Annotated in this window: 12 protein-coding genes; 9 read left to right on the forward strand and 3 right to left on the reverse strand. The window is 37.9% G+C overall.

What is annotated here, in order from left to right:
• Positions 1 to 43: 43 nt before the first annotated feature.
• Positions 44 to 1,147 carry a transglutaminase-like domain-containing protein gene (locus tag QZL88_RS03040; RefSeq protein ID WP_296938548.1) on the forward strand — a complete coding sequence of 368 codons (1,104 nt, stop codon included), beginning with the start codon at positions 44 to 46 and terminating at the stop codon, positions 1,145 to 1,147.
• Between the two features lie 11 nt (positions 1,148 to 1,158).
• Here the strand turns inward: QZL88_RS03040 and QZL88_RS03045 are convergent, their stop codons facing one another.
• Complete coding sequence (locus QZL88_RS03045) at positions 1,159 to 2,346, reverse strand: glycosyltransferase family 87 protein (protein WP_296938549.1); 1,188 nt, start codon at positions 2,344 to 2,346, stop codon at positions 1,159 to 1,161.
• A gap of 147 nt (positions 2,347 to 2,493) precedes the next feature.
• On the opposite strand from QZL88_RS03045, the gene QZL88_RS03050 reads away from it, so the two are divergent.
• From QZL88_RS03050 to QZL88_RS03080, 7 genes are all read left to right on the forward strand, one after another.
• Complete coding sequence (locus QZL88_RS03050) at positions 2,494 to 3,051, forward strand: 5-formyltetrahydrofolate cyclo-ligase (RefSeq protein WP_296938550.1); 558 nt, start codon at positions 2,494 to 2,496, stop codon at positions 3,049 to 3,051.
• A gap of 260 nt (positions 3,052 to 3,311) precedes the next feature.
• The gene (locus QZL88_RS03055) at positions 3,312 to 4,451 is read left to right on the forward strand and encodes a hypothetical protein (RefSeq protein ID WP_296938552.1); all 1,140 of its coding nucleotides are present in this window, start codon (positions 3,312 to 3,314) and stop codon (positions 4,449 to 4,451) included.
• A gap of 90 nt (positions 4,452 to 4,541) precedes the next feature.
• The gene (locus QZL88_RS03060; RefSeq protein WP_296938553.1) at positions 4,542 to 6,395 is read left to right on the forward strand and encodes a DNA topoisomerase IV subunit B; all 1,854 of its coding nucleotides are present in this window, start codon (positions 4,542 to 4,544) and stop codon (positions 6,393 to 6,395) included.
• A 10-nt stretch (positions 6,396 to 6,405) separates the two neighbouring features.
• Positions 6,406 to 7,266 (forward strand): formyltetrahydrofolate deformylase, encoded by an 861-nt coding sequence (gene purU, locus QZL88_RS03065; RefSeq protein ID WP_006799531.1) that lies wholly within the window; start codon positions 6,406 to 6,408, stop codon positions 7,264 to 7,266.
• 139 nt (positions 7,267 to 7,405) lie between these two features.
• On the forward strand, positions 7,406 to 8,944 hold the full coding sequence (locus QZL88_RS03070; protein ID WP_296938555.1) for a peptide MFS transporter: 1,539 nt from the start codon (positions 7,406 to 7,408) through the stop codon (positions 8,942 to 8,944).
• Between the two features lie 429 nt (positions 8,945 to 9,373).
• Positions 9,374 to 9,820, forward strand: coding sequence for a TlpA disulfide reductase family protein (locus QZL88_RS03075; protein WP_296938556.1), 447 nt, complete (start codon positions 9,374 to 9,376; stop codon positions 9,818 to 9,820).
• Positions 9,821 to 9,940: 120 nt separating this feature from the next.
• Positions 9,941 to 10,585 carry an EcsC family protein gene (locus QZL88_RS03080; RefSeq protein ID WP_296938557.1) on the forward strand — a complete coding sequence of 215 codons (645 nt, stop codon included), beginning with the start codon at positions 9,941 to 9,943 and terminating at the stop codon, positions 10,583 to 10,585.
• Here QZL88_RS03080 and QZL88_RS03085 read toward each other — a convergent pair.
• Together QZL88_RS03085 and QZL88_RS03090 are read right to left on the reverse strand one after the other, a co-directional pair.
• The gene (locus tag QZL88_RS03085; protein ID WP_296938558.1) at positions 10,582 to 11,370 is read right to left on the reverse strand and encodes a hypothetical protein; all 789 of its coding nucleotides are present in this window, start codon (positions 11,368 to 11,370) and stop codon (positions 10,582 to 10,584) included. The genes QZL88_RS03080 and QZL88_RS03085 overlap by 4 nt on opposite strands.
• A gap of 83 nt (positions 11,371 to 11,453) precedes the next feature.
• Positions 11,454 to 12,029 carry a superoxide dismutase gene (locus QZL88_RS03090; protein WP_185095958.1) on the reverse strand — a complete coding sequence of 192 codons (576 nt, stop codon included), beginning with the start codon at positions 12,027 to 12,029 and terminating at the stop codon, positions 11,454 to 11,456.
• A gap of 335 nt (positions 12,030 to 12,364) precedes the next feature.
• Here QZL88_RS03090 and QZL88_RS03095 point away from each other — a divergent pair, with 335 nt between their 5' ends.
• Positions 12,365 to 13,243: a helix-turn-helix transcriptional regulator gene (locus QZL88_RS03095; RefSeq protein ID WP_296938559.1), complete on the forward strand. Its 879-nt coding sequence runs from the start codon at positions 12,365 to 12,367 to the stop codon at positions 13,241 to 13,243.
• Positions 13,244 to 13,247: the final 4 nt, after the last annotated feature.

A 13,247-nucleotide genomic window follows, 5' to 3' on the forward strand; every position in this document is an offset into this window, starting at 1 on the left:
CCCTCTTACATTCGTCATATAAGAAACATTTAAAATAAAAAGGATGAAAAGAGCCGCACTATCTGTTATTTTTGTTATAATGACTATTGCATCCCTACATGCGCAGAATAATAAGATATATACTGTAAAAACAAACTCTGAGAATGTAAGAATCATTGTAAACGGATCAGAATCAGAAGAGTCGATTCCCTTTAATGCTAACAGAAGCGACACGATACAGCTCTCTATAAATGTAGACCCTCTCTGTCTTGAAATTCAAACAGATATCGATAGTTTAAAACTCCTCATACCTGTGGACCTGAAGTATGTATTCAACATTCGGAAGGAGACCATGCAACCTTTTGTGCTGATTATAAATCATGGTTTGGAAATAGACAGTATTAGTTTTGATAAAGCAGAACAAGACTTTAAATTAAAGTTTGCCTATGAGAAAGAAACAAATAATCCATATCTTCAAAAACTGAGAGCCGAATACCCGATTGACAGTATTGCTGCAATAGGAAAGACAGATATAGAAAAAGTCCGTCATATCGCATCATGGGTACATAACCTTTGGCAACATGATGGGATGAATGAACCGAAACAAAGCAATGTATTATATATTCTGGACCAGGTAAGACAAGGGCAACGGTTCAGATGTGTCGAATACGGAATTGTTACAACTGCCTGCCTGAATGCAATAGGTCTGCCTTCCCGCACACTATCTCTTAAAACAAAGAATGTAGAGACTACTCCTAGCGGTGCAGGGCATGTAGTAATGGAAGTATTCCTGAAAGATCTGAACAAATGGGTTATGGTAGACCCTCAATGGGATGCTATCCCCTATTTGGAAAATACACCCCTGAATGCAGTTGAATTTCAGGAGGCAATGACCCAAAAGAAAAATATAGATATCAAATCAAGTGACATAGAGTTCAATAAATTCCAATACGAAGCATGGATATATCCTTATTTATATTATTTCTCCTGTAAATTTGATAACAGGGAAAATATACCCAAAGAAGCAAGGATTACTATAAATGGTAAAACCGATCTGATGCTTGTACCCCTTGGCGCGAAAGAGCCCACTGTATTTCAACGTCGTTTCTCTATAAACTACTGTATATATACAAATTCATTATCAGACTTCTACAGCAATCCGTATTAGACCGGAAACTATTATTGGTCGATGAGATAATCTTCTGACAATTCTTTTTCTGACGTTTTCCGGAATGCTACAAGCTGGTAAACCAACACGAACCATACCAGCAGGCTCGGGAGAGCTTTTAATGAGTATGGCCTTATAATCTCCCTTCTGATAAAGGCCGGAATTATGTCCGAATTAGCAAAAAGAGTTAAAAACAGAGTGAATACAAATAAGACAAGCAGGTATTTATTCAGGGGCTTCTTCTGTATCAGAAACCAAATAGCAACCCCGGTTACGGCTATGATGTAAGTACTGTTTTCGGAGCCGGTACTGAATAAGACGATAAAGATAAGGGTAGAAGCTAAAAGGCCATATTGATAAACCGGATTCCGGTATTCCTTTATCGGTATGTATTGCAAGGCAAACAAGATAACAGCAGGAACAAGAATTATAAGATTTGAAAAGGTTAGTCCTGAAACCCTTTGTACTAAACCTATTGCAGATATATTCTGATAAACGGAACCTGCATTCAATGTATTCTTCAACATCAGCGATTCGTACCAGTCGGCATAGCTTTGTATAATAAACTGGGGCGAAGAGATGATCATTGGTAAAATGAAGAAAATAATCCCCCATAAAAATAAATATCCGATAAGTTTTGGCTTATGTTTTGAGAAAAAGAAGAATGCCAGCCCTACAATACCATACAGTTTTATAAATAGTCCCAGCATAATAAAGCAGGCTGCCCAAAAGTCCTTTTCCGACTTGATGCAAATGAAAGATCCGATTATCAACGCTGCTATAAGTGTATTAGTCTGACTGTTAGTCGCATTCAGATACACTTCGAGTATGGCAATCCAATAGATTATAACTTTGCCTTTCCACGACATAGGAAGTTTATAGATCGCGACTAGTAATGTAGCGGCAATTACCATTTCCCACAAAGGTATTCCGAGGAAATCAGGCAGCAGGGCAAAAGGCGCTATTACAATACTGAATAGCGGTCCGTAATGGTTCGAATCAAAATATTTATCAGGATATTCGGCATAAAGATTCACCTGTTCGATTGTATGATAAAATACATACTTGAATATCTGGTAATTATTGGCTTTATTCAGATGCCCCAACCCTGCGACCAAAGCAGCACCAATCCATAAGACAAATATCAGACGCTTATCATAGAAAATCGGTTTCTGAAAGAACTTGAAAACGGAATTCATTGCTATTATTCGTTGTTTTTTAGGATATTTCTTATTTTCAGCATCAAAAATAGGATAATATTACTGAAGAAATGTATTTTTGTCTGATATTTCTATATCAAGCTGAATTATGATATATTCTTTTTCAGCTTCAACGGTCTAAAAAGGATGAGCAATATACAACAAGCAAAAGATAAATTACGAAAAGAGATTTCCATACTCAAAAAAAAATGTACTTCTGATGAACTTCATAATCGTTCACTGGAAGTATTATCAGTTCTTGAACTAACCGGGATATTTCAGGAATCGAAGACGATATTTATATACAATAGTCTTGAGGACGAGGTGCAGACCTTCGATTTTATTCGTAAATGGAATTCCGAGAAACATTTTTATCTCCCGGTGATTGAAAAAGATGAAATGGTTTTCAGGAGATGTACATCCAACACCTGTTTCCAGCAATCCGCATTTGGCATCATGGAGCCTGTGGGTGAAAATTACACCGATTATAAAAAGGTTGATTTGATAATAATTCCCGGGGTGGCATTTGACCGGAAAATGAACCGGATGGGCAGGGGGAAAGCTTATTACGATCGTTTTTTACCCAAAGTAAAAGTACCTAAGTTGGGTATATGCTTCGAATTCCAGCTATTCAACGAAATACCGGCAGACAAAAATGATATAAAAATGGATTATATTGTATCTGAGAATGAATTGATTTGGTGAGGTGTCAATTAACAGAAGCTAATTCATAATTTATAATTTATAACTCATCATATAAAATATTATCTTTACGCCCAAATAAGTAACGGAAGATATTTAATAATATACTTTCGAGCGATAATTTACGTTAGTTGTTATACTTACCAAAGCAACGTTTAAAGCAGAGAGAGCAGAGTCAAGTGTACTTGAACTATGCCGAATCGCGATAAACGACTAATGAATTGAATAAATAGGTCTGAGACCTTAGAATCAGAAATTGAAGTATGTCTATAGTAATTAGAGAAGTAAAAGAAGACGATAAGGCACTAAAGAAGGCCTTTGTGAAATTCCCTATAAAATTATATAAAGATTGTCCGTATTATGTGCCTTCCCTGATATTGGACGAGTTGGACACCCTGAATACAAAGAAAAACCCTGCTTTTGATTTTTGCGAGATGCAAATGTTCCTGGCCTATAAGGAGAATGAGATTGTAGGTAGGATTGCGGCGATCATCAATCATAAAGCCAATGAAGTATGGAACGAAAAACATGCGCGTTTCAGTTTTGTCGATTTCATAGATGATAACGAGGTCGTAGATGCTTTATTCGCAGCAGCAATAAAATGGGTAAAAGATAAAGGAATGGATGCGATAGTAGGACCTATGGGATTCACCGACCTTGACCCAGAGGGCATGCTTATAAAAGGATTCGATCAGGTAAGTACAATGGCGACTAAATACAGTTACCCATATTATGTGGCGCAGATAGAGCGATTAGGCTTCGAGAAAGAAGCGGACTGGAATGAATACAGGATTCCTGTGCCTGATGCAGTACCTGAAAGACATCAGCGAATAGCCAATATGGTAGCCACACGTTATGGTTTGAAAGTTCTTAAATTTAAAAGTTTGAAACAGATAGCCCCATATGTGGACAGGTTATTCAAATTGATGAATGAAGCCTACACGCCTCTTTATGGTTTTGCTCCTTTATCTCAAAAGCAGATAGATCATTATGTAAAAATGTATGTACCGCTTTTACGTTGGGATATCGTATCTATTATCATCAAAGAAGAAACGGATGAAGTAGTTGGCTTTGGTATCGGAATGCCAAGTTTATCCCGGGGGCTGATTAAGTCGCGTGGAAAACTATTCCCTTTCGGATGGTATCACTTGCTGAAAGATCTGAAGAGTAAAAAGAATCCGGTTATTGACCTGCTATTGATAGGTATTTCACCTGAATATCAGGGAAAAGGTGTGAATGCGATTATATTCAATGACTTTATACCATCAGCGTACAAATGTGGTTTTCAGTTTGCCGAATCCAATCCGGAATTGGAAATGAATAATAAAGTAGCCTCATTATGGGATGGCTTTAATGCAGAGAATCATAAGATGCGCAGAGCATATATTAAACATCTAAATTAAAGGATGAGGGTCTACTTTAACTTTTTCTTCCGAAGATTTTTTTATAATTTTACGCTGCGTTTTTCATTACTAGAGATTTTTTAAAAGTTTATGGAAGAAGAGAAGATCGAACTACCCGAAGTTAATTATTCCGATGATGATATAAAAACCCTCGACTGGCAGGAGCATATCCGCCGCCGTCCGGGGATGTATATTGGTAAGTTGGGCGATGGCTCATCTGCCGATGATGGTGTCTATGTGCTTCTCAAAGAAGTGATGGACAACTCTATCGATGAATACATGATGGGTTTTGGCAAAACTATCAGTGTCACGATTGAGGAAGGCATCGTCAAAGTGCGGGACCACGGACGAGGAGTGCCATTAGGTAAAGTGAAAGATGTATCATCTAAAATGAATACCGGGGCCAAATATGACTCTAAAGCCTTCAAAAAATCGGTAGGACTGAACGGTGTAGGTATAAAAGCCGTAAATGCACTTTCTTCATTTTTCCAAATTCAAAGTTTTCGTGACGGACAAACAACGTCTGTTGAATACAGCAAAGCGATTGTAACCAAAGAGGATAAAATACACGATACAACAGAAGAAAACGGTACACTAATTGAGTTTATTCCTGATAATACGATTTTTACAAATTATAATTTCAGGGATGATTATGTAGAGAGCCTTCTCAAAAACTATGTATTCCTTAATACCGGGCTTACCATAATTTATAATGGTAAGAAATTCTTTTCCAAAAACGGGCTTGTAGATCTCCTGAATGAGAACATGACCTCCGAAGCCCTGTATCCCATCATTCACCTGAAAGATGAAGATATAGAAGTCGTTATTACCCATACCGACCAATACGGGGAAGAATATTATTCGTTTGTGAACGGACAACATACCACACAGGGAGGAACGCATCAGTCTGCATTCCGTGAATCATTATCCCGTGTAGTCAAAGAATACTATAATAAGAATTTCGATTATGCTGATATCCGCAGCGGTATTGTGGCAGCTATCAGTATAAAGGTTGAAGAACCCGTATTCGAATCCCAGACCAAAACGAAGCTGGGATCAAAAGATATGGGACCGGGTGGGCCTTCTGTACAGAAATTTATCGGAGACTTCCTCAAAAAAGAATTGGATAACTACCTGCATAAACATACCGATGTATCGGAGACGTTACTTAAAAAGATTCTTGACTCGGAAAAAGAGCGTAAAGCTATTGCAGGGGTAACCAAGCTAGCCCGTGAACGTGCAAAAAAAGCCAATCTGCATAATAAGAAATTGCGCGACTGCCGCATTCATTATAACGATACCAAGGGCGATAATCTGGATGAAACCAGTATTTTCATTACTGAGGGGGATTCCGCCAGCGGGTCTATCACAAAGAGCCGTAATCCGAATCTGCAAGCGGTATTTAGCCTTCGTGGAAAGCCTTTGAACAGTTTCGGGTTGACAAAGAAGATTGTATATGAGAATGAAGAATTCAACTTGTTGCAGGCAGCTCTGAATATCGAAGACGGACTGGACGGGCTACGCTACAACAAGATAATAGTTGCTACCGATGCTGATACGGATGGTATGCACATCCGTTTGCTGATACTTACTTTCTTTTTGCAATTCTTTCCGGATTTGATAAAGAAGAATCACGTATATATATTGCAAACACCACTTTTCCGTGTTCGCAACAAGAAAGAGACATTCTATTGCTATACCGAGGAAGAACGAATTACTGCCATCAGTAAATTGGGGGCAAATCCTGAGATAACCCGCTTTAAAGGTCTGGGTGAAATATCGCCGGACGAATTTGTGCACTTCATAGGGAAAGATATGCGTCTCGACCGGGTGACAATGAAGAAAGAAGACTTAGTAAATAATATGCTCAACTTCTATATGGGTAAGAACACTCCTGAGAGACAAGAGTTTATTATCGATAATCTGGTGATAGAAGAAGACTAAATAAATTAAAATGAACAACGCTCACGCAATTATACTTATATCTTCACCCGACCAACCGGGGCTGGTAGCTGCCGTTACCGATTTTATCAATGTAAATGGAGGTAATATCATCAATCTGGAACAACATGTGGATAAACAAGCAAATACGTTCTTTATGCGTATCGAATGGGATTTAACCAATTTCATTATTCCTCGTGAGAAAATCAGTGATTACTTCCAGACGATGTATGCTAAGAAGTACGATATGACATTCCGGCTTTACTTCAACGACTATACGCCACGTATGGCCGTTTTTGTTTCTAAGATGTCACATTGCCTGTTCGATATACTAGCTCGCTACACTGCCGGAGAATGGAACGTGGAGATTCCTCTTATCATCAGCAATCACGAAGACATGCGATGGGTTGCCGAACGCTTCGGTATTGAATACCATGTATTAAAGCTCAACAAGGATAATAAGGATGAAATAGAAGCTCAACAATTGGCACTATTGAAAGAAAAGGAAATCGATTTTATTGTCCTTGCACGTTATATGCAGATATTGACGGATAAATTCATCGAAACATATCCTAATAAAATAATAAATATCCACCATTCTTTCCTTCCTGCTTTTGTGGGGGCAAAACCCTATCATGCGGCATATGAGAGAGGTGTGAAAATTATCGGCGCTACAAGCCACTATGTAACAGCCGAGCTTGATGCAGGCCCGATTATAGAACAGGACATCACCCGTATTACGCATCGCGATAGTGTGGAAAATCTGGTGCGCAAAGGACAGGATCTGGAGAAGATAGTATTATCCCATGCTATCGAATATCATCTGACGCGTAGGGTATTGGTATATAAGAACAAAACTATCTTATTTGCATAAAAAATGCGGTTAGCAAGGTTTTATGTTCTTTAATATGTTTGGATAAAACGATTATCTGGTATGTTTTCTTACTTTTGTAAAGTTTAATACCACACGGAGGAATAAAATAACTTATAATATTAATCTTAAATATAATTTTATGTTTAAAAATCATCCTAAAGGCTTGTTAGCAGCCTCATTATCTAATATGGGAGAGCGCTTTGGCTTCTATATTATGATGGCTATCTTAGTTTTATTCCTAATGGGAAAATATGGTTTAGACCTTAAAACAGCAGGAGGAATATATTCCGGATTCTATTTTGCAATATATGCATTAGCCCTTGTTGGAGGGATTATTGCCGATAAAACAAAACAATATAAGAATACTATTGCTGTAGGAATTGCGCTTATGGCTATAGGGTATCTTATTATAGCTATACCGACAGACACACCTGTAACTAACTTTCCTTTAATGCTAGGTTTAACATGCTTTGGTCTATTTGTAATTGCATTTGGTAACGGCTTATTTAAAGGGAATTTACAAGCATTGGTTGGTCAATTATATGACGAAAATCCAGAATTTGCAAATAAACGCGATGAAGGATTTTCTCTCTTCTATATGTTTATTAATGTTGGAGCTATCTTTGCACCTATTGTAGCTGTATTGATAAGAAATTTATGGTTGAAAATAAATGGATTCCTCTATGATTCTACGCTGCCAGCTCTTTGTCATCAATATTTAGGGGGAACAATCAATGCTGAAGGAACAGCTAGTCTTACAACATTGTCTAAAGAAGTTTCTATCAATGGTGCTCCGACAGATTTGACTGTCTTTGCCAACGAATACTTGAATGTCTTCAACACTGGATTTCACTATGCATTTGGGATTGCCATTATTGCTATGCTTATATCATTCACAGTATTTCTTATCAATAAAAAAGGATTTCCTGATCCAGCTAATAAGAAAGTTGGCGATATTGAAAAAACCAGCAAAACAGTAGTAATGGATGCTACTGAAGTAAAAAAACGTTTGTACGCACTTTTTGCAGTATTTGGAGTGGTTATTTTCTTTTGGTTCTCATTCCACCAAAATGGGTTAACTCTTACTTCATTTGCGAAAGACTTTACTGATCTTAGTGCCTTCGAAATCAATTTCTTCAATATTGTAACCCTCAAAGGAGCTGAATTATTTCAGATATTCAATCCTTTGTTTGTCGTATGTTTAACACCAGTTGTTCTAGGATTGTTCGGATGGCTGCGAGCAAGAGGAAAAGAACCATCAGCACCAAAAAAAATCGCAATAGGTATGGGGATTGCTGCTATTGCATATCTTGTAATGACTATCGGTTCATTGGGGTTGCCTTCTGATACCGAAAGAATTGCTATGGGGGGAAATATTGAACGTGTAACCCCTACACTTCTGATTGGTACCTATCTGATACTTACAATAGCAGAATTATTTATTAGTCCTCTTGGGTTATCTTTTGTTTCGAAAGTAGCCCCTCCACATTTACAAGGCGTTATGCAAGGATGCTGGCTAGGTGCTACTGCCATTGGTAACTCATTGTTATTCATAGGGGCAATATTCTACGAAAAAATATCTCTATCTGGTACTTGGGCAATCTTTGTTGGAGCCTGCCTGATTTCCATGCTTATCATGCTGGGAATGGTAAAATGGCTTGAGCGTATTACAAAATAAATAACACTTAAATATTAAAAACAAACCCCGGTTTCATAACAGAAACCGGGGTTTATTTATCTCCAGATACTAATTTAAAGTATGTTGCAAAAGCAAAAAGAAGTCTAAAACCTCACCCTCATATCAACTGGTAATCAAACACATACAAAACAGTCAGAGACTCTAAAAATTACAACTATTAATAATTAGCCGGAACAGATTATTTACATTTCGCGAAATTGTATTATCTTTGACCCCGAAATACAGAATTATGAATTATCTAAGCGTAGATAATTGATTCTGTTCCCAAAAGTTGGGAGGGTCTTTTTTTCCCTTTTCTGTGAGGGAAGTGAGGGATAAAGACTTTAGTGGTAACCTAATGATTATTTTATGAAGTATTTGAAGTACTTCTTGATTGCGGGTATAACCTTTATAAGTTTATCATCCAATATGTCAAGAACTTCTAGTCTTTCGGAAGGTATTTATCCGGGAAACCTGTTGCCTGATATTAAAAATTTGGTAAATGAATCAGGAACAAAAATTAGTTTGTCTGACCTTAGAGGTCAAAAAGTATTGGTAAACTTTTGGGCGGCTTATGACGCCTATTCGCACAAGGACAATGTGCTGCTGTCTCATCTGATCGAGAGTAAGCAGTATCCGGTGCAGATGGTTTCGGTTTCTTTTGACAAGAGCGAGTCGGTGTACGAGAGAACGTTGGTTATGGATAAGATTGATACCAGGTATCAGTTCCTGGCCAAAGGGGATGCTTCCTCTGAACTGTACGATCGCTATCAGTTAGAACGTGGATTTAAAAATTACCTGATTGATGAAAACGGGGTAATTGTGGCAATGAATCTTACGCCTAATGATCTCGGCAGACTGTTGAATGAGAATTAAATTATTTTACTTTTTATTAAGGCGTTTCATTTCTTGAAAATGAGACGCTTTATTCTTTTTGTCTAACTTGGCATAGTTATTGTTTTATTTTAGATAAGAAAAGTTTAAAGGTTTTGAATTATGACTGACAAAAAACAAAATATAAAACCAAATAACGGACTGATAGCCAAAACTCTCGACTGGGCATATTCAAAAGCAGTAGTTGGTCTGACAGGTGTTGATTCGGCCTATGATCTTGGCAACAGCTATCTGCATCAGGATGGTACACTGAGCCAGCAAGTAGATTCGCTTATCAAATGGCAGGTAGCAAAAGCTGCAACGAGTGGTTTCGTCACCGGGCTTGGCGGAGTTATGATTATGCCCCTGACTGTTCCTGCAAATATTGCCAGTGTGATTTATGTGCAAATACGCATGATAGCAGCTATAGCTTATATGGGTGGACACGACATCAGAGACGACAGGGTTAAATCGCTCGTCTATATCTGCATGGTAGGCAATGGAGCAAAGGAGCTACTGAAGGACGTAAGTATCAAGGCCAGCGAAAAACTGATATCTAAAACCAGCGAAAAAGTCAGTGCTAAATTAGTTGCAAAAGCAGGTGAGAAGGGAGTAACCTCCCTCGGAAAAGCCATTCCTGTTATTGGCGGGGTAGTCGGAGGCTCCTATGACGCCATATCTACCCGTGTAGTGGGAAAAGTAGCAAAAAGAATATTTATTGACAATCCGGCTGCAAGCAAATTTGAAGAAGTGGTTGAAGAAGATTAGAAGGCATAGGTGCCTGCAGTTTCGAAACGGACTCCCATTTTTCTGGCATTATCAAATATTGTTTTTGCCCTTTTGTTCTCAGGATTGATCCACGACATACAATCTGTAAGAACTACAGTCTTCTTTGCCAGTTCGCTGCAAGTATCAAGAATGTCGTTAAGAGAGTTAGCCACACAGTAATCCGCAGCTTCCCCTATAAGCAATACTTCATCATATGAATTTAGAATAGATATCAGTCTACTATTCAATTGCGTTTCAGGTTGGGAATCCCATTCTACAGCTGCCCTGAAAATACTGTAATGTTCCGTTGATTGCGAATATCCCTTATAGAATAATTCATATGACTTATTATTATTTACGGCCCATTCAATAAGGCTATCGGTAATCATTTTATCTATAGACCAACCGCTTGTGCCCAATACACAGTGCATAGGCCATATTGTGCACACTTCACCTTTAGCTTCAAGCTGTTCCAGATATGGGATCGTTAATTCTTTGTTATACTGTGCCTGCCACAATCCAGACTTAACATCTGTCGCGTTAATAATGGAGAACAACGGCGGATGATTCCCATTCTTATCCTTCCAATAAACTTGATGAGCTACATGTATAGGCTGATGAGAGTCAAGCGTAAGAGCAACATAGTCTATTTTGGCTTGATTTTTCCGAATAAAGTCTGCGATGCAGACTACATCTACATCAGCGTTCTTTACAAAAAGGGAACCTGTGGGAGAGGTGAAATCATTTTGCAGGTCTATGGCAAGTATGGCTGTTTTTTTCATCATTTAAGTATAACATTCTGACACAAATATAAGTAAAAAAAGCAACCCCGAAAGGTTGCTTTTCTAATATAATAAACACTAATCTATTAATAACGAGCTTCTACAGCACTCCAATCGATTATTTTCCACAATTCGGCAAGATGGTCTGCACGACGGTTCTGGTAATCAAGATAATAAGCATGTTCCCATACGTCGAATCCCAAAAGTGGAGTCAAGCCCTTTGTAATAGGGTTTCCTGCATTAGGTTCTTTTGTAATTTCCAGATTGCCTGCATTGTCTTTAGCCAGCCATACCCAGCCCGAGCCGAATACTGCTGTACCTGCTGTAACAAATTCTTTTTTGAAGCTTTCGAACGAACCCCATTTTTTGTTTATGGCTTCAGCAAGTTTTCCTTTAGGTTCTCCACCACCATTAGGGCTGAAAGAAAGGAAATATATATTGTGGTTTAATGTCTGTCCTGCATTGTTGAAAATAGCGCCGTCACTTTCCTTTACAATTGTTTCAAGATCTGCATTTTCAAATTTTGTTCCGGGAACAAGATTATTCAGATTTGTTATATAAGTCTGAAGGTGCTTACCATAATGTAACTCGATAGTCTGTTGGCTTATAACCGGTTCTAAAGCATTTGTTGCATATGGCAACTTTGGTAATTCAAATTTCATAGCTTTTGTTTTTTGATTGTTATTATTATCGTTGTTTATATTTTGTGCTTTTATATTACCAATAAGTAATACAGAGAGCGTTAGACACGTAAAAAATATCCTTTTCATAAACTTCTGTTTTTTAGTGTGTATGCAAATTTAACAATCTTAATCCGATATTTGTTTAACAATTGGCTGATAATTATCATAAATTGTTTTTAAGGGTTTATCGCCAAAATCTATAAGTATTGACTATGATATAAATAGAGACTATATTTCTTTAATTATATAGATAAAGATTTTAGAAAAAGATATCAGAATAAATATGTACTTTTGTTATCAAAATTATCAAGTATATGCTCTTTGTAGATTCATCCTTTATTTTATCGGAAATCATAGAAGAAAATCACCAGTTGATCCCTGTTATAAACCGTTTCGGAATAAAGCTGGGATTGGGAGATAGTACCATTGCCGACATTTGCAGGAAAGCAAATATCAATACGGAGTTTTTTCTCGCTATACTCAATACGTTTCTTAACGAGGACTACTTCCCTGAGCGCAAACTTCAAAAGTTTGATATTGAGCTGGTAATTACGTACATAAAGCAGACTGATGCATACCTGATACACGGGCAACTTCATAATCTGGAAAAGCATCTGAACGCTTTTATATCTATGAGCGACCCTAATAATCCTCAGTTGAAACTGATAAGCCGCCTGTTCACAGAGTTTAAGAACGAACTGATCGGGCAGATCGAGCAGGGGATGATGAAAGGAGACACTCCCCTAGCCCTCCTCACAGACCTTAAAAGCATCATAATTAAACATATATCAGGCAACTTCAACGAAAATATGTGTTATGCCACTATATTTACCATAGACAGTTTTCAACGGGATTTGGAGAAGCACAACCGCATAAGGGAGAAGATCTTAAAACCCATGATCGCAGACTTGTCCGAATCAGGGGTAGAAGATCTACAGGAACTGATATCGGTTAGCCATGCTATCAAGGCAACAAAAGCTCAGGCTTTGTCGCAGCGCGAACTGGACGTTCTCCGGCTTGTGGCATTGGGACTACTAAATAAGGAGGTGGCCGATAAACTCAATATAAGCCTGAACACTGTATTGTCGCACAGAAAGAATATCACAGCCAAACTGGGGATAAAAACAGTATCAGGATTGATATTCTATTGCATGACAAACGGATATATAACCGCCGACGAAATAGAACTATAATATT

It is taken from the genome of uncultured Dysgonomonas sp. (genome assembly GCF_900079725.1).
In the GTDB taxonomy this organism is placed as follows: Bacteria; Bacteroidota; Bacteroidia; order Bacteroidales; family Dysgonomonadaceae; genus Dysgonomonas.

Excerpts from the sequence above, each read along its gene's own strand:
- QZL88_RS03075 (WP_296938556.1), top strand. The coding sequence starts at position 9,374 with ATGTCAAGAACTTCTAGTCTTTCGGAAGGTATTTATCCGGGAAACCTG.
- QZL88_RS03090 (WP_185095958.1), bottom strand. The coding sequence starts at position 12,029 with ATGAAATTTGAATTACCAAAGTTGCCATATGCAACAAATGCTTTAGAA.
- QZL88_RS03055 (WP_296938552.1), top strand. The coding sequence starts at position 3,312 with ATGTCTATAGTAATTAGAGAAGTAAAAGAAGACGATAAGGCACTAAAG.
- QZL88_RS03080 (WP_296938557.1), top strand. The coding sequence starts at position 9,941 with ATGACTGACAAAAAACAAAATATAAAACCAAATAACGGACTGATAGCC.
- QZL88_RS03060 (WP_296938553.1), top strand. The coding sequence starts at position 4,542 with ATGGAAGAAGAGAAGATCGAACTACCCGAAGTTAATTATTCCGATGAT.
- QZL88_RS03085 (WP_296938558.1), bottom strand. The coding sequence starts at position 11,370 with ATGATGAAAAAAACAGCCATACTTGCCATAGACCTGCAAAATGATTTC.
- QZL88_RS03040 (WP_296938548.1), top strand. The coding sequence starts at position 44 with ATGAAAAGAGCCGCACTATCTGTTATTTTTGTTATAATGACTATTGCA.
- QZL88_RS03070 (WP_296938555.1), top strand. The coding sequence starts at position 7,406 with ATGTTTAAAAATCATCCTAAAGGCTTGTTAGCAGCCTCATTATCTAAT.
- purU (WP_006799531.1), top strand. The coding sequence starts at position 6,406 with ATGAACAACGCTCACGCAATTATACTTATATCTTCACCCGACCAACCG.
- QZL88_RS03045 (WP_296938549.1), bottom strand. The coding sequence starts at position 2,346 with ATGAATTCCGTTTTCAAGTTCTTTCAGAAACCGATTTTCTATGATAAG.
- QZL88_RS03050 (WP_296938550.1), top strand. The coding sequence starts at position 2,494 with ATGAGCAATATACAACAAGCAAAAGATAAATTACGAAAAGAGATTTCC.
- QZL88_RS03095 (WP_296938559.1), top strand. The coding sequence starts at position 12,365 with ATGCTCTTTGTAGATTCATCCTTTATTTTATCGGAAATCATAGAAGAA.